This window comes from Agrobacterium sp. K11 (genome assembly GCF_059429395.1).
Genome location: NZ_JCAHRB010000003.1, coordinates 271,306 through 290,403, shown reverse-complemented (window position 1 = coordinate 290,403; position 19,098 = coordinate 271,306). Strand labels below are relative to the sequence as shown.

Genomic DNA, 19,098 nt, shown 5'->3' with positions numbered 1-19,098 from the left:
CGATGATGAAGCTGCTATCCCTAGCGGGCGGTGATCACCTTGCCGGGGTTCATGATGTCCGCGGGGTCAAAGGCGTGTTTGATGCGTCGCATCAGGTCCATTTCAATGCCAGGCCTGATCGCGGCCAGCTCGTCGCGCTTCAACTGGCCGATGCCATGTTCGGCCGAAATCGAGCCGCCGAGCGACAGCACGATGCCGTGCACGATCTCGTTCATATCCCGCCAGCGACCGATGAATTCAGCTTTGTCCGCACCAACCGGCTGGGAAATATTGTAGTGGATGTTGCCATCGCCCAGATGGCCGAAGGCGCAGACGCGGGCGCCGGGAATGGCGGCAAGAACGGCCTTTTCCGCCGTTGCCATGAATTCCGGTATCTTCGACACCGGAACGGAAACGTCGTGTTTGATAGAGCCGCCTTCCGGCTTTTGCGCATCCGACATGCTTTCGCGCATATGCCAGAGCGCCTGACGCTGCGCTTCCGATGAAGCGATCACCGCATCCTCGACCAGCCCGGCCGAAAAACCGCGCTCCAGCAGCGATTGCATCATTGTTTCAGCCGTCTCAGCCGAATCGGAGGTGGAGATATCGATGAGCGCGTACCAGTCATGCGGCGTTTGTAGCGGATCGCGCACGCCGGGAATATGTTTGGCGGTGAATTCCACGCCGATGCGCGGCATCAGCTCAAAACCGGTCAGCGCTGTGCCGCAGAGGTTCGAGGCCATTTCGAACAGCTTCAACGCGTCCTCAGTGGATCGAAGACCGGCAAAACCCACCTGATGGCCGAGCGGCACGGGGAAAAGCTTCAGCACCGCACCGGTGATAACGCCGAGCGTGCCTTCCGAACCGATGAAGAGATCGCGCAGATCGTAACCCGTATTGTCCTTTTTCAGCCGGCGAAGCCCGTCCCAGATTTCACCTGTTGGCAGCACCACTTCAAGCCCCAGGCAAAGCTGGCGCATATTGCCATAAGCGAGAACTGCCGTGCCGCCGGCATTGGTGGCCAGATTACCGCCGATGCGGCACGAGCCCTGCGAGCCGAGCGACAGCGGGAACATCCGCTCCACGGTCGATGCGGCCTTGTGGATGTCGTCTAGAATGCAGCCGGCATCCGCAACGATGGTATTGGCGACCGGATCGATGTCGCGGATACGGTTCATGCGCTCGAGCGAGAGGATGATGTCGGTTCCGTCAGCACGCGGCGTCTGGCCACCCACAAGGCCAGTATTGCCGGTCTGCGGCACGATGGGCGTGCCGGTCTCGCTGGCGAGCTTCAGGATGGCTGCAACCTCCTCGGCAGTGCCGGGCTTGAGCAGCAGCGGTGACGCACCATGGTAAAGCCCGCGATTTTCCACAAGACGCGGCGCCATTTCCACAGCGTCGCGCACCGCGTTTTTTTCGCCGACAATGGCAGTGAAGCGGTCGAGGATGTCGGAGGAGGGGGCTGCGATTGTCATTGGCGTCTCGCTGTCATTTGAAACGGTGGGCGAAATGGTGAAGTACCGTCAGCCTCGCGGCGCGGCGGCGCGGGAAAGGCGGTCATTGATCGCCTCTCCAAGACCGCGAGCGGGAATGGTTGTGACCGCGATTGTCGCGGCACCGCTCGCATCGGCTGCTTTGAGATAATCGAACAGATTGGCGGCCGCCTCGGCAAGGTCGCCGGAAGGGCTGAGGTCGAGAACGGTACGGGCCGTCTCTTGTCCCTCAACCGCGATGCCGCCGAACCGGATCAGTGCCTCGTAGGAAGAAACGGACTTCGCGTCGAGGCGAACAGCTGCACCGGGCGCATAATGCGAGGCGAGCATTCCGGGTGCCTCGATGGCGGCTGATGCCTTTTCCGGCCGTTCGAGCTGGGTGCCGGTGATGCGCTCGATCTCCTCGGTGACGATGCCGCCGGGACGAAGCAGCCGCACCCGCCCGTCGTCTTCCACTTTGACGATGGTGGATTCGACACCGACGGAGGCAGCGCCGCCATCAAGAATGAGGTTGATCCTGTTACCGAGATCAGCCTCGACATGGGCGGCACTAGTGGGGCTGATCTTGCCTGAACTATTGGCACTGGGCGCAGCAAGAGGTTTGTCGAACCGGCGGATCAGATCACCGGCGAAACCCTGCGGAACGCGAATGCCGACGGTATCGAGCCCGGCCGTTGCGAGTGAGTGGATGCCGCTTGCCGGTTTCAGTGGCAGAACCAGCGTCAACGGGCCGGGCCAGAAGGCTTCGGCGAGGCGTCGCGACACGGGATCGAAAACCGCATAACGTTCGGCCATGGCGATATCGGCCATATGGCAGATCAGTGGATTGAACTGTGGCCTGCCTTTCGTTTCGTAAATGCGGGTAATGGCCGCCGGATCGGTGGCGTCCGCAGCAAGGCCGTAGACGGTTTCCGTGGGCAGGGCGATTGGCTGGCCGAGGGAAAGCTCCTCGACGGCCGCCTGCAAGGCGGTTTCCCGCTCGTTTTCGATATCGATGTGACGCGCCATGATGCTGCCTTTCAGGGCGTCAATAGCGTATTTCAGGGCCTTATGGAAAGCGCTATCGTGGCTTTTATATTGCCTTGATGATCTTGCGCATCTCGTCCGAGCGGGCGCCGAGCATAAGCACGTTTTTGAGCGCTACGCGCGGGTCGTGGGTCTGGAACAGCAGGCCGCCGCGATGGAAGGAGGTATCGATGGCGACGTTCTTGTTTGGAAGCGCGTTGATGGCGACTGCGAAATACATCCGCGAATAGCGCGCATCGATGTTTTCGAAGAAGTTCTCGGCCCCGCTCAACTCGGCGAAGAAATTCGCGAAATAGAATGACCAGAGCACATGACGCTCGGCGTCGAAACTGGTTTTCGCTGCCGTGACATGGCAATAGCCGAGATGCGGCCGCTCATCCAGCAGATGGTGGAAAACCATCTTGGGAAAACGGATGGACTGGTGAAAGCCATTGAGACGGCTATGGGTGGCGTCGGCAGCAGCCTCGAGCTTGCGCCCGGTCATTGCCGCCACTTCTTCATGGCTGTAATAGACGCGTTCCCTCGGCAGCCAGCGTTCTTCGTAGCGGCTGATGCGCCCGGTTCGCAGGAAATCCGAATGCGCGGTCTTTGAACGTATCGGCGTGACCGAATGTTTGCCGGCATCGAAATAACGTATGCGTGTCGCCTTCTCCACCCGGAACGCCCTCGTTGTTGTCGATCAGGCAATATAGTTTAGGGCATGTTAAAACTCCGTTGCGCCACAACCCCCGTTTTTTAACGGGTAGAGAGGGAGCCGCGCGACATCATGCGTCATATTGCGACGTGGTTTCCGGCGGGGAATAGCTGCCGGATTTCGCAGCGGAATGGCGTGCAACGGCCATTGGCGCATGTCGCAATTTGTCGCCAATGCGGAAGCCGATGTCGCTGTCTGCGCTACCGCAAATGAACGCTGATGTTTAGATGGGATCACACTTCCGCAGTCCGATAAATGGTGTGGGGCAGGGCGGTTTGATCGAGGATTTGGCCATGGAATTGCGTGATACCGTACTGCGTCAGCTGAAGAACCGCCGCGAAGGCTTCAGCCTGGAACAGTCTTTCTACACGGACCCGGATTATTTCAATCTGGACATGGAAACCATCTGGTACCGCGACTGGCTGTTTGTCGGCCATGATTGCGAAGTGCCGAAGGCCGGTAACTACATCACCGTTCAGGTCGGCGCCTATTCCGTCGTCATCATTCGCGGTCGCGATGGACAGATTCGCGCCCTCCATAATTCCTGTCGCCATCGCGGTTCCCGCGTATGCTCTTCTCATAAGGGCCAGTCCGCACGCCTCGTCTGTCCCTATCACCAGTGGACCTACGATCTGGACGGCAAGCTGCTGTTTGCCCGCCATATGGGCGATGATTTCGACAAGGCTGAATTCGGCCTGAAGCCGGTCCACTGCGAAACCGTTGCCGGTTACGTCTTCATCTGCCTGGCAGACCAGCCCGCCGACTTCGCGCCGATGCGCGCCGAGGTCGAAAGCTACATGGCGCCGCATCGCATCTGGGAAGCCAAGGTCGCGCATGAAAGCACGATCATCGAAAAGGGTAACTGGAAGCTCGTCTGGGAAAACAACCGCGAGTGCTACCATTGCGCCGCCAACCATCCGGAACTCTGCCGCACCTATCCTGAAAACCCGAGCGTTACGGGTACGGACGGTGGTGCAAGCGATCCCGAGATCGGTGGCCACTGGGCGCGCTGCGAGGCTGCCGGCCTGCCGAGCCGCTTCAAGATCGATCCGAAAGGCCAGTTCCGTGTTGCCCGCATGCCGCTGATCGGCGAGGCGGAAAGCTACACCATGTCGGGAAAACGCGCCGTGCGCCGGCCGCTTTCCGATGATGTCAGCATCAGCCATATCGGCGCGCTGCTTCTGTTCCATTATCCGACGACCTGGAACCACTTCCTCGGCGACCACACCATTTCCTTCCGCGTGCTGCCGCTCAACGCCAATGAGACCATGGTCACTACCAAATGGCTGGTGAACAAGGATGCGGTTGAAGGCGTGGATTACGATCTCGAGGACCTCACGCACGTCTGGAACGAAACCAACGATCAGGACCGCCGCATCGTTGAGGAAAACGCCTTCGGCATCCGTTCGCCCGCTTACCAGCCCGGCCCCTATTCCATGGAAGACGAGGGCGGCGTGATGCAGTTCGTCAACTGGTATGCCGATTTCATGGTTGACCGGCTGTCGGGCGACAAGGCCCGCCTTTCGGCAGTAGCGTAACGCGAAGATGAATATGGCTGTGACCTACAAGCACATAGACGAGATGAAGCCGTGGAGCGACAAGCTTCACCTGCTGGAATGCATTTCGGTGACGCCCGAGACGCCTGACGTGATGACATTCCTGTTCCGGTCGGAGGATCAGAACTGGTTCCGTTACCTGCCGGGCCAGTTCGTGACGCTGGAGTTGCCGGTAGGCAAGGAGCCGCTCTACCGCACCTACACATTGTCCTCCAGCCCGTCGCGGCCCTATGCGCTGTCGGTCACGGTCAAGGCGCAGGCCACCAGCATCGGCACGCGCTGGATGTTCGACAATCTGAAGCCCGGCATGAAAATCCGGGCACTCGGCCCGCTCGGCGATTTCTCTTATGTCCGGCATCCCGGCGACAAATACCTGTTCATCTCGGCCGGCTCCGGCGTGACGCCGATGATGTCGATGGTGCGCGACATGAGCGACCGCGCGCCGCAGAGTGATATCGCCTTCATCAATTGCTCGCGCTCGCCATCCGATATCGTGTTCCGTCACGAGCTGGAATATCTTGCCCGCTTCATGCCGAAACTGTCGCTCGGTTTCATCGTGGAAAATTGCGGCCGCACTGATCTCTGGTCCGGCTTGAAGGGCATGGTCGACAAGGCCAAGATTGCGCTTCTGTCGCCTGATTTCATGGATCGCACGGTGTTCTGTTGTGGACCGGAGCCTTTCATGGCCGCCATCCGCTCCATGCTGGATGCTTCCGGTTTCGACATGAGCCGTTACCACCAGGAAAGCTTTTCGCCAGCCGCCCCGGTTGCTGTGGGCGAGAGTATTCACACCGTGGCGGATGGCGAAGCACTCTCGATGGTGGGGTTTACGCTTTCCGGCAAGGAAGTGCCGTGCCAGCCCGGCCAGACCGTTCTGATGACGGCGCGCGCCGCCGGTGTGCGCATCGGTGCCGCCTGCGAATCGGGAATTTGCGGCACCTGCCGGGTGCTGAAGCTCTCCGGCGAGGTGGAGATGAACCACAATGGCGGCATTCTCGATGACGAAATCGATGAAGGCTATATTCTCGCCTGCTGCTCGCGGCCCTTGACCGACGTGAAGGTGGAAGCCTGAGCGCACGAAATCCTGCGTCTTATGCGGGAATCTATTTTTGAACCGGAACCAAAGGTCTTAAAACTCGTTTGCACGTCATCGAATTCTTTTCGGGTGTTTCAATGGGGCTGCCCCTACCTCCGACAAGACCGAGTAGTTAGAAAGCGCGGTTCAACGCGCTACAGCAAACGGAGGAAAGATCATGATGAATTTCCGCACGACGAGCGTCGCTACGGCGGTTGTCCTGTTCCTGACAAGCTTCACGCCGTCGCAGGCGTTCCAGGCGCCTGTTCCGATGGCGAAGCCGGCAATCTCAACCGAGAATGTAGTGCCGGTGCAGTATCGTGAATGGGACCGCCGAGGTGACCGCAGATACGGCGACCGCATGTATCGTCCGCGCCCGTCGCGGGACGGATATTATAACGGCCATCGCGGCTATCGCGACCGCCGTCCGGGTTACCGCTATCACAACGGAATGTGGTTCCCGCTGGCGGCCTTCGCCACTGGCGCAATCATTGGCGGTGCCATGGCGCAGCCGAGACCGGCTTATGGCGGCAGCCATGTTGCCTGGTGCCAGAACCGTTGGCGCTCTTACCGCGCCTACGATAACAGCTACCAGCCGAACAGCGGTCCGCGTCGTGTATGCGTATCTCCATACAGCCGTTAAGCACGCCTTTCGAAAGCCCGGATCCGATCCGGGCTTTTGCTTTCGAGTGCCGAGTTTCGGTAACCGAAGCGTGACAACGCCGTTAATGCTGGGTTCAGGCGAAAGCGCCTAGCCTGCAACCTGTGATGTTCCAGCCAGCACCGACAAACTGGCTGGATAAAAAGAAAAAGGTGTTATTATTCACGTGCAACGGCCTGTCGACCGTCGTGAATGGAGGAAGTCAGATGAGAAGCTATGTGAAGAATATCCTGGCTGTCGGTCTTTCTGCAATCGTGGTTGCAGGAGCGATTGTTCCCGCTGAGGCAATGCCATTGCTGATGGCGCCGAAGAGTGTCGAGACCCTGGGTAACGATGCCGGCAAGAATGTCGTCAATGTGCAATACTGGCGCGATCGTGACAATCGTGGCGGCTGGGGCGGCGAGCGCCGCGGCTGGTACGGCGGCCATCGCGGTTATCGCGACTACCGCCCGGGTTATCGTCACCACGACGGTTATTGGTTCCCGCTCGCAGCCTTTGCGACGGGCGCGATCATCGGCGGCGCACTGTCGCAGCCGCGCGAAGTCTACCGTCCGGTTCCGGAATATCGCCCGCGTCCGGTCTACCGCGAATATCGTCCGGTCCGTCGTGCCGGCATGAGCCAGGCGCATGTGAACTGGTGCTATGGCCGGTATCGGTCCTACGATGCCTATAGCAACACGTTCCAGCCCTACAATGGCCCACGCCAGCCCTGCTATTCGCCTTACAGCTGATAGCACTACTCCGTCACTCAGGCCTTCATCCGGCAAGACGGAGTAGCGATTGACCAGCCTGATAGTTATTACGAGCCGCCCGGATACGGGCGGCTTTTTGTTTTCACAGAATGCGCGCCCGCTTCAGCACGAACCAGGCAAGCATAACCGAAATCACGATGAAGATGCTGGCCGCCATCGTGCCGCCTGTGCCGACCGTAAATGGCAACTCATCCGTGTTCATGCCGAAGAAGCCGGTGACCAGCGATGGCGGCAGCAGGAATGCCGTCATCAGCGACAGGATATAAAGATGCCGGTTGGTTTCGGACGAGAGCTTGGAATCGATTTCCTCATGCAGCAGCCTTGCGCGTTCCTGTAGGGCGTAGACATCGTGATCGACGGCCTCGAGGCGGCCCATCAGCCGCGAGGCGACATCCTCGAAACCGTCAGGCATCTCGTCCTCATCGGCGGCAGACGCCCGCCGCATCAGGGTGAGCACCGTGCGCAGATGCCGGTGGAGGCGAACGACCGTGCGCCTGAGCGGCGCAAGCCGCCGCCGCTCGTCGCGGTTTTCGCTGTCATAGACCAGGTCCTCGATGGCATTCAGCTCTTCGGTCGTTTCCATCACAAGGCTGATCAGCGAACGCTGGAATTCCGCGACAAGGCCTTCGAAGACATGGGCCGGCGTGAGGTAGCGGTTGGAATTCTTGTCGACTGCCGCTTTCAGCCGGTCCACTGAGCGCAACGGTTGCAGACGGGTGGTAATGATGAAACGGTCGCTGACCGCGAAATGCAGCCAACCGAAATCACGCGTTTCCTGATCGAACTCGCGCTGGAAATCGACCAGCGTCCCATAAAGTGACTTTTCATCCACCGTGATGGACGGATGGGTTTCATGGGTGGTGAGGCTTGCCAGCGCTGCCGGATCGAGACCATCGATCGTTTCGAGAAAGCCCGCCACCCGCTGATCCGCGAGATTGAGGTGCAGCCAGAAGAAGCCCTCGCATTGCGCCATCTCGCCAAAGCCCGCATCGGGCGCAAGCCGCCGGCATGGCGCCGTTCCGGGGTGGAATTGATAGGCCCAGACAAGGCCGGGGATAGCGGGCGTTATGAGATCCATCGTGGCAGTCCTGACCGGCGGAATGGGAGGGGAGGCGTCCGTCGCCCCAAGACGGAAACGGCAGCCGTGGCACGGCACCTGTCAGCGCATGCTGAGCAAATTCATATGACAGTTTTATAACAATCCCGCTTAAAAGGCGGGAATTTTCAAATTGACGTTTACGTAAAAATCATTTAGCCCGAAAGCAACAGCACGATAGGCAAGAGCTTCGGGAGGAGGCAGCATGTATACCGCGCCGGTGGATGATATCGCCTTTACACTCAAACATGTGGCGGGTCTGCAAGACGCGTTGTCCAGAGGTGCTCTGGGAGACCTCGGTGAAGATGTGGTCGATGCCATATTACAAGAGGCCGGCCGTTTCGCCACCGAGCAGGTCGCGCCGCTTGCCGATATAGGCGACCGACAGGGCGCGCGGCTGAGCGACGGCAAGGTCTCAACGCCGGACGGCTGGGCCGATCTTTACCGGCGCTGGGCTGAGGCCGGCTGGAACAGCCTCACCGCACCGGAAGAATTCGGCGGCCAGAACCTGCCGCATATGCTGAATGTCGCCGCACTCGAAATGTGGAATTCCGGTTCCATGGCTTTCGCGCTTGCGCCGACGCTCACCATGGGCGCGGTGGAAGCTCTCGTTGCCCACGGTAGCAACGACCTGAAGCGCATCTATCTTCCCAAACTCGTCTCCGGCGAATGGACCGGCACGATGAACCTCACCGAACCGCATGCGGGATCGGACCTTGGCGTGCTGAAAACCCGTGCCGAGCGTAATGGTGACGGCACCTACCGCATTTTCGGGCAGAAGATTTTCATCACCTGGGGCGAACATGACGCCGCGGACAATATCATCCACCTCGTTCTTGCCCGCCTGCCGGATGCGCCGGCCGGCACGCGCGGAATTTCGCTGTTCCTCGTGCCGAAATTCCTGCCCGAAGACGACGGCACGCCGGGCAGTCGCAACGACGTCTTCTGCCATTCGCTGGAGCACAAGCTCGGCATTCACGGTTCGCCCACCTGCACGATGATCTTCGGGGACGGAAAGTTTGGCGAAGAGAAGGGTGCCTTGGGCTGGCTGATCGGCGAGGAGAACAAGGGTCTCGCCTGCATGTTCACCATGATGAACAACGCCCGCCTTGCCGTTGGCATGCAGGGCGTGGCGATCTGCGAGGCGGCGACACAGAAGGCAATCGAATACGCCAGGGAACGCACGCAGGGCAAGGCGCCCGGCTGGCAGGGTTCGGGCATGAGCCCTATCATCGAGCATCCCGATATCGCCCGCACGCTGTTGACGATGAAAGCGCTTACGCAAGGTGCGCGCGCCATCTCCTTCAACTGCGCCCACGCCATCGATATGGCGCATGCCGCCGAGGACGTGGCTGAGCGCGCCCACTGGCAGGAGCGCGCTGCTCTTTTAACGCCAATCGCCAAGTCCTTCTCCACCGATGCCGGTGTCGATGTCGCTTCCATGGGCATTCAGGTGCATGGCGGCATGGGCTTCATCGAGGAAACCGGTGCGGCGCGTTACCTGCGCGATGCCCGCATCGCGCCGATCTACGAAGGCACCAACGGCATTCAGGCGATCGACCTTGTGGTGCGCAAGCTGCCGCTTTCCAATGGCGCACAGGTGCGCGGTTTCATCGCAGAATTGCGTGAAATCGTCGCCCGAACTGCTGCCTCGAACCGCACCGATCTCGGCGAGACTGCCCGTTATCTCGAAACGAGTCTCACCGATCTCGAAACGGCGACCGACTGGTTGCTGGAACGCCTGAAAGCGGGCGAAACCGAAACCGCGCTCGCCGGTGCCACGCCCTATCAGCGCCTCTTCGGGCTGGCGCTCACCGGAGCCTATCTTGCCAAGGGCGCCCTGGCCCAGGTGGATGACGGCAAGAGAGCGCATCGCGCATCGCTCTGCCGGTTTGCGGCGGAAAACCTGCTGGCGGAAACGGCAGCGCTGAGGGATCGCGTCATTGCCGGTGCAGCAAGCCTTGCCGCCGCCCGCGCCGTTCTGGGTTAAGGAGAAAACCATGTCGGACGACCATATTCTCGTCGAGCGGGTCAGTCATGCGCCTGACGTTATGACCATCCGCTTCAACCGGCCGGAAAAGAAAAATGCCATCACCGATGCAATGTATCTGCGCATGGCAGAGGCTCTGAAGGCCGCTAATGCAGACCCGGATATCCATGTCGTCGCGTTTCTGGGTACGGAAGGCTGCTTTTCCGCCGGCAATGACATGGCCGATTTTCTTGCCTTCGCCATGTCTGGCGCAAAGGGCAAGCTCGCGGTGCTCGATCTTCTGAAGGCGCTGGCAACCTTCGAAAAGCCGCTGGTTTCGGGCGTCGATGGGTTGGCCATCGGCATCGGCACGACGCTGAACCTGCATTGCGATCTGACCGTTGCCTCCAACCGCAGCCTGTTCAAGACGCCGTTTGTGGATCTGGCGCTGGTGCCGGAAGCTGCGTCCAGCCTGCTTGCGCCAAAGCTCATCGGCCATCAGCGCGCCTTTGCCCTGCTGGCCATGGGCGAAGGTTTTACCGCCGAACAGGCCTTGCAGGCCGGAATGATCTGGAAAGTCGTGGCGCCGGAACATGTCGAAAGCGAAACGCTGGCGCTTGCCACGCGGCTTGCCGCCAAGCCGCAGCAGGCGCTGAAGATTGCCCGCGATCTCGTGCGCGGCAATCCGGCGGATGTGCTGACCCGCATCGATGAGGAAGCCCGCCATTTCACCGCGCAATTGCAGAGTGCCGAGGCGCGGGCCGCTTTCGAGGCATTCATGCGGCGTTAAGCGTTCCGGCAGGAATTCCTTGCGGTTAAGGAACCGGGTAATATGGCTTGGGTTAGATAACGCAACGTCATCCTTCGAAGGCCACCCGCCATGCGTCACTTTGTTTTCGCCCTGACCGTCCTCCTCTCCGCTGCGACTGTCGCAGATGCAGCGGCGACCGTGCCTTTGCCGGGTTCGAGCAATAACGTCATTTTGGCGCAGTCCACGCAAGACGACAGCCCGAATTATTACTCCGGCAATTCCCGCGATCGCCAGCGCCGCGCGCGTTTCGTTTGCGTCATCACTCCACCGGACAGCGCCAATCGTCGTCGGCCCTATGTCTGCCCCATCGAACAGGGCCGCGTTGGCGGCGCCTGCCGTTGCTCGGGCGTGGTCGGCAACGGCACGGTCGACACCGCCTGGTGATTATTTCTCCAGCGTCGCCACCGCTTCCACATGCGGCGACCACAAGAACTGGTCGACCGGCGTGACGCGCGTGACGCGATAGCCGCCCTCCACCAGAATGGCGAGGTCGCGCGCAAGTGTCAGCGGATTGCAGCTGACGGCTACGATTTTCTTCACCGCGCTGCGCGCAAGTTCCTTGCACTGAACTTCCGCACCGGCGCGCGGCGGATCGAACACAACGGCATCGTAATTCTTCATTTCGCTCGTCATCAACGGCCGGCGGAAAAGATCACGCTTTTCGATGCTGACGGGTTTCAGGCCCTGCGTGTTGCGCGCGGCGAAATCGAGCGCTTTCAGCGGCTTGTCCTCTGCCTCAACCGCATGCACGCGGCCGACGCGCGCAAGCCGCAGCGCAAACGTGCCGGAACCGCAGAAGAGATCGGCGATGCGTTTGGATTTGCCAACATGGGCAAGCACCAGTTCCGCCATGGCGTCTTCGGCCTGTTTGGTTGCCTGCGTGAAACCGCCGGCCGGTGGGGAAACCGGAATGCCGCCGAATTCGATGATCGGCTTTTGCGGTTCGATCAGGATTTCGCCTGATAGCGCGACACGGGCGATGCCACGCATGGCCAGCACCGTTTCCGTCAATGTGCGCCGCTGTTTGTCGCCGACGGATTTGATGCCTTCGACGGAAATGTCGAGGCCCGAAAGCGTTTCAAGAACGGTCATGCGGAACGGTTCTGCATTCGACGCAAGGGAAAGGCCGATTGCCCGCACGGCGTCCAGCCGCGCGACGATACCGGGCGAGGTGACGGGACATTCCTCGATGGCGACGATGTGATGGCTGTTTGCCTGGTTGAAGCCGAGCAGCAGGCCCTTTTCCGTCTTGCGGGCGGCAAACACCGCGCGGCGGCGCTCGCCGGGGCGACAGATGACGAGATCGTCTACTGGCGGCGTCAGGCCTTTCGATCTCAGCGCCGAAACCACCAGCTCCCGCTTGAAGGCGTGGTAGGGCTGGTCGGCAAAGTGCTGCAGCGAACAGCCGCCGCAGGTGCCGTTAACGCCCTCGGGGCCGAAGTGGCGGCACACGGGTTCGCGGCGATCCGCGGAGGCTTCAGCAATCGAGATGATGGTGCCGGTATCCTTGACCTTGGCGATCGCCACCGTTTCGCCGGGCAGGGCGAAGGGCACATAGACCGGGCCGTCGGGACAGTGCGCAATGCCGTCGCCCTGGGCGCCAAGGCTCTTGATACTGACGGTCTGCGTGCTCATGGCTTTTCGCCTCCGAGAAGAAATTCGATATTGCCATCGCCGCCGGAAATCGGCGAGGGGATGAGACCGAGGCTCTTCCAGCCCATGTCTTCAACGAGCCAGCGTTCCAGTTCGGCAGCAACGGCAGGCGCCGTTTCCGGCTCTTTCAACAGCCCGGCCTTGCTGATGGCATCACGGCCTGCCTCGAATTGCGGCTTGACCAGCAGAACCGCGTGCGCGCCGGAGGCGGCAAGTGCGAGTGCCGGGGCAAGGGCGAGCTTTATGGAGATGAAGGACACGTCGGAGACGATGAAGTCCACGGACCGGTCATCAATGTCGTCGGTTGTCAGGAAGCGCGCATTCAGCCCTTCCAGATTGGTCACGCGCGGATCGTTCTCGATCCGTGGATGCATCTGCCCGTGGCCGACATCGATGGAGGTGACGTGTTTTGCGCCGCGATGAAGCAATACCTCGGTGAAGCCGCCGGTGGAGGCGCCGACGTCGAGGCATTCATGGCCCTTCGGATCGAGCCCGAAGTGATCGAGCGCGGCGGTGAGCTTGAGGGCGGCGCGGGAAACATAGGCTTGCGCCGGATCGGTAATGGCGATCTTGACGTTTCCGGCAACGGTTTGGCTGGGCTTTGTGGCCGTTTTCCCGTTGACTCTCACGGTGCCGCGCGCAATCGCATCGCGCGCACGCGAGCGGCTGGCAAAGTGGCCGAGCGAAACAAGAAGCTGGTCAAGCCGTTCATTTTCAGGTGTTTTGGACATGGTCCCGTGTCAATGACCGCCAAACCCCGCAGATGCAAGCGATTTATCGCGCGCAAGGCTTCGCAACGGCACCATTTGCCGCAGCGCAGGGTCGTTTCGTGGTCGTTAAACAGCATATGCGATTAATCCAATATAAAGGCTTGTATTGCACTTTGTCTGCAAGGCCCGTGCGGCCAGTCGGAACCTGCCATGACGGCATCTCCTCCCATTCCCAAAATTGCGACCGTTGCAGCGCAGACGCTTGCTCCGTGGCATCAGGTCGCCGAGAGAGTTTGCGATGTCGCTAAAAAATTTCCCCATCAACATTAAGCTCATTGTCACCTTCTGCGTCTTGATGGGCGTTTGCCTGCTCGCCTCGGCGGTGGTCTTCTGGCAGACGCTGGGGAGCGAGCACGTCACGATCCAGAACAACAAGGCCAACAACATCCTGCATGCGGTTGACGGTGCAACGGCCGCCATGCTGGAACAGGCCGTCAACCAGCGCGGCTTTCTGCTGTTTCGCAGCGACAGCACCTACAACGATGTTTTCGCCCAGCGCGATATAATGCTGAAGAAGCTTGGTGAAGCCCGTGCGCTTGCCGCCGGCCAGCCGGACATTCTGAAATCCATCGATGACATGCAGGCATCCGCCACCGTGTTCTTCAAGGAACTGGCGGAACCGCAGCTTGCCGCCCGCAAGACGACCGAAGCACCGATTTCCGAAATCATCGAGATCGGTCGCAATCAGGCCAAGGGTCAGCTCGACGGTTTCCGCGCCTCCGCCGCCAAGATCAAGGACCAGCTGAACGGCTTGTCGGCAAGCTACGCCGCACAGCAGGACGCTGCCGCACTCAACCTCAAGCTTGCACTTCTGGGTGGCGGCGCGGTTGCCGGTCTTCTGGCCGTGGCCCTCATCTGGGCCCTGTCGCGCTCCATCGTCACGCCGATCGTCGGTATGACGGCGGCTATGAGCAGGCTTGCCGACGGCGATATGACGACGGAAGTTCCGGCTCTCGACCGCAAGGATGAAGTCGGCAAAATGGCGAAAGCAGTTCTCGTCTTCAAGGAAGCCGGACTGGAAAAATCCCGCCTTGCCAGCGAAACCGAGCGCATGCGATCCGCAACCGAGACCGAGCGCCGCCGCAACGAGGAAGAGAAGGCCCAGGACGAAGCCGCCAACGCCCTTGCGCGTGACGAGCTTGGCAAGGGCCTTGCGGCTCTGGCGGAAGGCGATCTCGCCTACCGTATCGAAACGCCGTTCGCCTCCTACATCGACCCCATCCGTATCGACTTCAACAGCGCTGTCGAAAAGCTGCAGCAGGCCATGCGCGCAGTTGGCGAGAATGCCGCTGCAATCAATGCCGGGGCTTCGGAAATGCTCTCTGCTGCCGACGACCTGTCGCGCCGCACCGAACAGCAGGCTGCTTCCATTGAGGAAACCGCCGCAGCACTGGAAGAAGTCACCACCACGGTGCGTGATAGCGCAAGGGGTGCTGAGGACGCTGGCAATCTGGTTCAGCGCGCCCGCAGCGGAGCGGAAAAATCCGGCATCGTGGTCCGCAAGGCGGTTGCCGCCATGCGCGAGATCGAAAAATCATCAGGCGAAATCGGCAATATCATCGGCGTCATCGACGATATCGCTTTCCAGACCAACCTGCTTGCGCTGAACGCAGGCGTCGAAGCCGCCCGTGCGGGTGATGCGGGCAAGGGGTTTGCCGTCGTCGCGCAGGAAGTGCGTGAACTCGCCCAGCGTTCCGCCAATGCCGCAAAGGAAATCAAGACGCTGATCGGCGCTTCCAGCCAGCAGGTGGAAAACGGCGTCAACCTCGTCGACGAGACCGGCAAGGCGCTCGAACTCATCGTGGCGGAAGTCGAGGAGATCAACACCCATGTCAGCGCCATCGTCGTCGCTGCCCGCGAACAGGCGACTGGTCTGCAAGAAATCAACACGGCCGTGAACACCATGGATCAGGGCACGCAGCAGAATGCCGCAATGGTTGAGCAGCAGACCGCTGCCAGCCATTCGCTCGCCCGTGAAGCGGAAGCGCTCAATAGCCTGCTCGGCCAGTTCAAGGTGGGCGGCGTTCGAGGTGCCGTTGCCGGCGCCGGCGGATATTCTGCTCCTCGCCAGTCCTCGGTGAAGCCTGTCTACCAGTCCGCACCCGCCGCACCAGTCAGAAAAGCCGCAGTGAAGCCTGCCTCCACAACCGCAAGGCCGGTCGCGTCACCCGCCCGCGCCCTTGGCCAAAGCCTTGCCCGCGCCTTTGGCGGCAAAGCAGAAGCGCCGGCTGCCAAGGATCAGGACTGGACGGAGTTCTGAGCCTGACGGTCACGATCATCAAGCGTGAATCAGGGGGCTGTGAAGCCCCCTTTTTGTTGCTAGATTTACGGCGCGAGCACTCAACCACGCGTTCTGTCGCAGTTTCCCAACAAAGGTGATTTCGAGATGGCACCTAGGATCAAGTTGAAAGTTCTGGATGGTGCATATGGGGTGGCCCGACTTGAGGCATATGAAGCCATTCCGGCCTGGGCCGATGGCGGTGGCTTCGTCAGTATCACCCGGACCGATGATGAGCTTTCCATCGTCTGCCGGGAAGATCGTATACCTGGGCATGTCAGATCTGATACGGGTTGGTCCTGTCTAAAGCTACAGGGGCCATTTGCCTTCGATGAAACGGGCATCGTCTTGTCCGTTATCGAGCCGCTCTCGACCAATGAGATCGGTATATTCGTGGTTTCGACTTTCGATGGCGACCACCTGCTTGTGAAATCGAACGATCTGGAAAAAGCTTTCGTTCTGCTGAAAAATGCAGGGCATTCGCTCATCTAGAGACCCATTTGCCACGACGACTTCTCCAAGGAGGAGCGTTTTGACGAGTGAAATGGAAGAATTCAATCGAGCCGAATGGCTGTTTCCTCTTTCGCCGTTCGTATGACGACCATGGTGAAGAAGCGTGCGACATTGTTCTGGTCGCGGAACAGCCTGTCGCATAGCGCGTCGAACTCCTCCATGTCGCGCAAGCGCAGCATCAGAACGACATCGGTGGCTCCGGTAACGGAATAGGTGTGCGAAACCGCGTCCTCGGCGCTCGCCAGGTCGAGAAAACGGCGCATATGCTGCTCGCCGTGCAATTTCAGCTCCACCGTCACCAGCGCCTTGATTGCCCGTCCGGCTCTGGCGGGATTGAGGATCGCGACAATGCGGTCGATCACGCCCGATTTGCGCAGCCGCTGCAGACGGCGCAGGCAGCTGGATGGCGACAGCCCCACCTCCTCGGCCATGTCCACATTGGTGCGCGATGCGTCACGCTGCATGAGGTTTAAAAGTTTGCGGTCGATACGGTCCATTGCCGCAGCATAATCTCTAATGGTCAACTTGCAATAAAATTGCACAAAGCTGCAATCTTTGACCACAAATGCGAACCGGCTCGAGCTAGTGGATTGAGACAATCTTTAAGGAGTTTCAGATGCCATTGCTGATGCCGGTCTGGCGTAAAACGCGGGAAACGCTTGAAATCTATTGGGTGCTTGTCCGGATCACCGTTCCGATTGCGATCCTCACCGAACTGTTGTCGAGAATGGGCGCGATCGAGGCCGTGGCCCCGGTCTTTGCGCCGGTCATGAACCTGATCGGGCTTCCGCCGGAGCTGGGGCTGGCCTGGTTGACGGGAATGCTGGTGGGAATATGGGGCGCGGTGCCGCTGGTCTTCACGCTGGTTCCGGTATCCTCGCTCAGCGTGGCGGATGTCACGGTTTTCTCGGCCCTCATCCTGTTCGCGCATGGGCTGCCCATTGAGCAGAAGATCATTGAAAAGGCCGGTCCCGGCGTGATCGCAACGACGCTGCTGCGTATCGGGGGCGGATTGCTCTATGCCTTTCTCCTGCACCATTTTCTGGAGGTGACAGGGTGGCTGTCGGCCCCGGTGAACCCGGTCTGGACTGCCATGGGCGCCACACCCGACTGGGCGGACTATTTTTGGGGCCTTGGCGAAACCATGCTTTCGATGCTCGTCATCCTTCTGGTCCTGTCCTTTGGCCTTGAAATCCTCAGGCTGACCGGCGTCCTGGCCTTGATGATGAAAGCGCTTTCGCCCGTGCTGCGTCTTGCCGGCATTCGCGGCGAGGCCGAACATCTCACCGCCATCGGATTGTTCCTCGGTATCTCCTATGGCGCCGGTCTTCTGATCCGCGAGGCGCAATCGGGAGCGATATCGCCGCGTCAGGTCTTTCTGTCATGCGTGTTCATGGGGTTTGCGCATAGCGTCATTGAGGACACCATTGTCGTGATGTCGCTGGGTGCAGATGTCTACGGCGTTCTGGTCGGACGGCTCGTTTTCGCCATTGTGGCAACCGCCGCTATTGCAGCCTTGCTGCATCGCCTGTCCGACGAAGTGTTCTTTGCACGGATGTTCAGGCCACAGGGTACGTAGACGAAGACACGCCAGGTTTCGCCGCGGGGCCGGCATGATCAGCCCGCATGGGGTGCCAGACGGAAATGTCGCGCGGGGCATCTAGAAGCTCGGGCAAGGCATCGTGCCAAGCCTGCCGATAGGGACGATGAACCTGCACGTCGAGGACATCCTGATGGTCGCTCCAGGTCTCATGCAGCAGGAAGTGGTTTTCGTTTTCGCCGTCCCGATGCAGGGTTGCGTTCACAAAGGTGTTCTCGTGTCGCATGGCGTCGAGCAGATCATTCAGCAATCCTAGAAAACGTTCGCGCTGATCGGCACGGACCTTGAAGCCGATGAGATAGGTGGTGTGCATGGATAGTTACTCCTTTGTACCGTTCATCAGGGCGGCGCGGGTCTCGGCGTCGGCCGGGTAGAAACATTCCAGCACCAGCTCGGACAACGTCACATCAGTGGCGGTTCCGAAAACCGTGGTGGTCGAAATGAAGCGCAGCACGCCCCCGGACAACGGATCGCGTAGTTCGAGCGGTATCGCCAGCGGATCGGCCCCGGCGGAATGCCGTGGAGCTGCGGGCGCGGGATAGGCGGAAAGTTCCGCATGCAGCCGGGAAAGCGTCTCGTCTCCGGTCTCTTCGACTTGGCGGCGTAGGCGATCCAGCAGGTGATGCCGCCATTCGGCAAGATTGACGATGCGTGAACTCAAGCCATCAGGATGCAGGCTCAGCCGCAATACATTGAGGGGCGGGTGAAGCAGGTCTTCGGATATGCCGGCGAGAAGCGATTTGATCGCATCATTTGCAAGAACCAGATTCCAGTGGCGGTCGACGGCAAGTGCCGGGAAGGGCATGTGGCCCTGCACCACGGTTTCGACGGCCTTACGAACGGCCGTCATATCAGGCGCATCCAGTGATCGTTCGGAATGGATCGGCGCATAGCCTGCCGCCAGCATCAGCCGGTTGGCGGCGCGAGCTGGCATGGAAAGCTGCTCTGCCAGCCTTGCCAGCATTTCACGGCTGGGCGAAGATCGCCCGCTTTCCACAAAACTCAGATGGCGCGCCGATATCTCGGCATCGGACGCCAGATCGAGTTGGCTCAATCTGCGGCGCGCCCGCCATTCCTTAAGCACCTGGCCGACATGTTCTTGATGATGTGTCATGCCCCGCAGCCTAGCAGAAGATATCGGCAATGCGATTACCTCGCAGGTAATTGTTCTG

The 19,098-nt window shown here is 60.2% G+C and carries 19 protein-coding genes; 10 read left to right on the top strand and 9 right to left on the bottom strand.

What is annotated here, in order from left to right; all coding sequences use genetic code 11:
* Positions 1 to 20 precede the first annotated feature (20 nt).
* From AC5SEO_RS06645 to AC5SEO_RS06635, 3 genes are all read right to left on the bottom strand, one after another.
* Positions 21 to 1,454, bottom strand: coding sequence for an FAD-binding oxidoreductase (locus tag AC5SEO_RS06645; protein ID WP_174068033.1), 1,434 nt, complete (start codon positions 1,452 to 1,454; stop codon positions 21 to 23).
* 48 nt (positions 1,455 to 1,502) lie between these two features.
* Entirely contained in the window at positions 1,503 to 2,480 is a 978-nt protein-coding gene (locus AC5SEO_RS06640; RefSeq protein WP_115064349.1) for an L-threonylcarbamoyladenylate synthase, read from the bottom strand.
* Between the two features lie 64 nt (positions 2,481 to 2,544).
* Positions 2,545 to 3,153, bottom strand: a complete 609-nt coding sequence (locus tag AC5SEO_RS06635; protein ID WP_013635584.1) for a DUF6656 family protein — start codon at positions 3,151 to 3,153, stop codon at positions 2,545 to 2,547.
* Positions 3,154 to 3,485: 332 nt separating this feature from the next.
* On the opposite strand from AC5SEO_RS06635, the gene AC5SEO_RS06630 reads away from it, so the two are divergent.
* The 4 genes from AC5SEO_RS06630 (at position 3,486) to AC5SEO_RS06615 (ending at position 7,215) form a co-directional block, all read left to right on the top strand.
* The gene (locus AC5SEO_RS06630) at positions 3,486 to 4,730 is read left to right on the top strand and encodes an aromatic ring-hydroxylating oxygenase subunit alpha (RefSeq protein WP_003511714.1); all 1,245 of its coding nucleotides are present in this window, start codon (positions 3,486 to 3,488) and stop codon (positions 4,728 to 4,730) included.
* A 7-nt stretch (positions 4,731 to 4,737) separates the two neighbouring features.
* The gene (locus AC5SEO_RS06625) at positions 4,738 to 5,820 is read left to right on the top strand and encodes an FAD-binding oxidoreductase (protein WP_013635587.1); all 1,083 of its coding nucleotides are present in this window, start codon (positions 4,738 to 4,740) and stop codon (positions 5,818 to 5,820) included.
* Between the two features lie 181 nt (positions 5,821 to 6,001).
* Positions 6,002 to 6,466, top strand: a complete 465-nt coding sequence (locus AC5SEO_RS06620) for a BA14K family protein (protein WP_003511718.1) — start codon at positions 6,002 to 6,004, stop codon at positions 6,464 to 6,466.
* Positions 6,467 to 6,690: 224 nt separating this feature from the next.
* Positions 6,691 to 7,215, top strand: a complete 525-nt coding sequence (locus AC5SEO_RS06615) for a BA14K family protein (RefSeq protein WP_003511720.1) — start codon at positions 6,691 to 6,693, stop codon at positions 7,213 to 7,215.
* A 103-nt stretch (positions 7,216 to 7,318) separates the two neighbouring features.
* Here AC5SEO_RS06615 and AC5SEO_RS06610 read toward each other — a convergent pair whose 3' ends face one another.
* A complete protein-coding gene (locus AC5SEO_RS06610) occupies positions 7,319 to 8,314 on the bottom strand; it encodes a transporter (RefSeq protein WP_003511722.1) in 996 nt (331 codons plus the stop codon).
* A 223-nt stretch (positions 8,315 to 8,537) separates the two neighbouring features.
* On the opposite strand from AC5SEO_RS06610, the gene AC5SEO_RS06605 reads away from it, so the two are divergent.
* From AC5SEO_RS06605 to AC5SEO_RS06595, 3 genes are all read left to right on the top strand, one after another.
* Positions 8,538 to 10,322, top strand: a complete 1,785-nt coding sequence (locus tag AC5SEO_RS06605; protein WP_174068034.1) for an acyl-CoA dehydrogenase — start codon at positions 8,538 to 8,540, stop codon at positions 10,320 to 10,322.
* Positions 10,323 to 10,332: 10 nt separating this feature from the next.
* Positions 10,333 to 11,091, top strand: coding sequence for a crotonase/enoyl-CoA hydratase family protein (locus AC5SEO_RS06600; protein WP_174068035.1), 759 nt, complete (start codon positions 10,333 to 10,335; stop codon positions 11,089 to 11,091).
* A gap of 90 nt (positions 11,092 to 11,181) precedes the next feature.
* Complete coding sequence (locus AC5SEO_RS06595) at positions 11,182 to 11,496, top strand: hypothetical protein (RefSeq protein ID WP_174068036.1); 315 nt, start codon at positions 11,182 to 11,184, stop codon at positions 11,494 to 11,496.
* Here the strand turns inward: AC5SEO_RS06595 and AC5SEO_RS06590 are convergent, their stop codons facing one another.
* Together AC5SEO_RS06590 and AC5SEO_RS06585 are read right to left on the bottom strand one after the other, a co-directional pair.
* Positions 11,497 to 12,747, bottom strand: coding sequence for a class I SAM-dependent RNA methyltransferase (locus tag AC5SEO_RS06590; RefSeq protein ID WP_065702768.1), 1,251 nt, complete (start codon positions 12,745 to 12,747; stop codon positions 11,497 to 11,499). It lies immediately after the preceding gene.
* The gene (locus AC5SEO_RS06585) at positions 12,744 to 13,496 is read right to left on the bottom strand and encodes a TlyA family RNA methyltransferase (protein WP_174068037.1); all 753 of its coding nucleotides are present in this window, start codon (positions 13,494 to 13,496) and stop codon (positions 12,744 to 12,746) included. Before AC5SEO_RS06585 ends, AC5SEO_RS06590 begins: the two co-directional genes overlap by 4 nt.
* A gap of 277 nt (positions 13,497 to 13,773) precedes the next feature.
* Here AC5SEO_RS06585 and AC5SEO_RS06580 point away from each other — a divergent pair, with 277 nt between their 5' ends.
* Together AC5SEO_RS06580 and AC5SEO_RS06575 are read left to right on the top strand one after the other, a co-directional pair.
* A complete protein-coding gene (locus AC5SEO_RS06580; RefSeq protein WP_174068038.1) occupies positions 13,774 to 15,795 on the top strand; it encodes a methyl-accepting chemotaxis protein in 2,022 nt (673 codons plus the stop codon).
* A 126-nt stretch (positions 15,796 to 15,921) separates the two neighbouring features.
* Positions 15,922 to 16,305, top strand: coding sequence for an ACT domain-containing protein (locus AC5SEO_RS06575; RefSeq protein WP_495363808.1), 384 nt, complete (start codon positions 15,922 to 15,924; stop codon positions 16,303 to 16,305).
* Positions 16,306 to 16,367: 62 nt separating this feature from the next.
* On the opposite strand, the gene AC5SEO_RS06570 is transcribed toward AC5SEO_RS06575, so the two are convergent.
* Positions 16,368 to 16,823, bottom strand: a complete 456-nt coding sequence (locus AC5SEO_RS06570) for an Lrp/AsnC family transcriptional regulator (protein ID WP_003511738.1) — start codon at positions 16,821 to 16,823, stop codon at positions 16,368 to 16,370.
* Between the two features lie 119 nt (positions 16,824 to 16,942).
* Here AC5SEO_RS06570 and AC5SEO_RS06565 point away from each other — a divergent pair, with 119 nt between their 5' ends.
* On the top strand, positions 16,943 to 17,905 hold the full coding sequence (locus AC5SEO_RS06565) for a nucleoside recognition domain-containing protein (protein WP_003511739.1): 963 nt from the start codon (positions 16,943 to 16,945) through the stop codon (positions 17,903 to 17,905).
* Here the strand turns inward: AC5SEO_RS06565 and AC5SEO_RS06560 are convergent.
* Both AC5SEO_RS06560 and AC5SEO_RS06555 read right to left on the bottom strand, forming a co-directional pair.
* Positions 17,886 to 18,239: a putative quinol monooxygenase gene (locus AC5SEO_RS06560; protein ID WP_003511740.1), complete on the bottom strand. Its 354-nt coding sequence runs from the start codon at positions 18,237 to 18,239 to the stop codon at positions 17,886 to 17,888. The genes AC5SEO_RS06565 and AC5SEO_RS06560 overlap by 20 nt on opposite strands.
* Positions 18,240 to 18,245: 6 nt before the next feature.
* The gene (locus AC5SEO_RS06555; protein WP_003511741.1) at positions 18,246 to 19,040 is read right to left on the bottom strand and encodes a helix-turn-helix domain-containing protein; all 795 of its coding nucleotides are present in this window, start codon (positions 19,038 to 19,040) and stop codon (positions 18,246 to 18,248) included.
* Between the last annotated feature and the right edge of the window lie 58 nt (positions 19,041 to 19,098).

Coding starts and splice junctions, on each gene's coding strand:
- AC5SEO_RS06645 (WP_174068033.1), bottom strand. CDS start 1,454: ATGACAATCGCAGCCCCCTCCTCCGACATCCTCGACCGCTTCACTGCC.
- AC5SEO_RS06640 (WP_115064349.1), bottom strand. CDS start 2,480: ATGGCGCGTCACATCGATATCGAAAACGAGCGGGAAACCGCCTTGCAG.
- AC5SEO_RS06630 (WP_003511714.1), top strand. CDS start 3,486: ATGGAATTGCGTGATACCGTACTGCGTCAGCTGAAGAACCGCCGCGAA.
- AC5SEO_RS06625 (WP_013635587.1), top strand. CDS start 4,738: ATGAATATGGCTGTGACCTACAAGCACATAGACGAGATGAAGCCGTGG.
- AC5SEO_RS06620 (WP_003511718.1), top strand. CDS start 6,002: ATGATGAATTTCCGCACGACGAGCGTCGCTACGGCGGTTGTCCTGTTC.
- AC5SEO_RS06615 (WP_003511720.1), top strand. CDS start 6,691: ATGAGAAGCTATGTGAAGAATATCCTGGCTGTCGGTCTTTCTGCAATC.
- AC5SEO_RS06610 (WP_003511722.1), bottom strand. CDS start 8,314: ATGGATCTCATAACGCCCGCTATCCCCGGCCTTGTCTGGGCCTATCAA.
- AC5SEO_RS06605 (WP_174068034.1), top strand. CDS start 8,538: ATGTATACCGCGCCGGTGGATGATATCGCCTTTACACTCAAACATGTG.
- AC5SEO_RS06600 (WP_174068035.1), top strand. CDS start 10,333: ATGTCGGACGACCATATTCTCGTCGAGCGGGTCAGTCATGCGCCTGAC.
- AC5SEO_RS06595 (WP_174068036.1), top strand. CDS start 11,182: ATGCGTCACTTTGTTTTCGCCCTGACCGTCCTCCTCTCCGCTGCGACT.
- AC5SEO_RS06590 (WP_065702768.1), bottom strand. CDS start 12,747: ATGAGCACGCAGACCGTCAGTATCAAGAGCCTTGGCGCCCAGGGCGAC.
- AC5SEO_RS06585 (WP_174068037.1), bottom strand. CDS start 13,496: ATGTCCAAAACACCTGAAAATGAACGGCTTGACCAGCTTCTTGTTTCG.
- AC5SEO_RS06580 (WP_174068038.1), top strand. CDS start 13,774: ATGTCGCTAAAAAATTTCCCCATCAACATTAAGCTCATTGTCACCTTC.
- AC5SEO_RS06575 (WP_495363808.1), top strand. CDS start 15,922: ATGGCACCTAGGATCAAGTTGAAAGTTCTGGATGGTGCATATGGGGTG.
- AC5SEO_RS06570 (WP_003511738.1), bottom strand. CDS start 16,823: ATGGACCGTATCGACCGCAAACTTTTAAACCTCATGCAGCGTGACGCA.
- AC5SEO_RS06565 (WP_003511739.1), top strand. CDS start 16,943: ATGCCATTGCTGATGCCGGTCTGGCGTAAAACGCGGGAAACGCTTGAA.
- AC5SEO_RS06560 (WP_003511740.1), bottom strand. CDS start 18,239: ATGCACACCACCTATCTCATCGGCTTCAAGGTCCGTGCCGATCAGCGC.
- AC5SEO_RS06555 (WP_003511741.1), bottom strand. CDS start 19,040: ATGACACATCATCAAGAACATGTCGGCCAGGTGCTTAAGGAATGGCGG.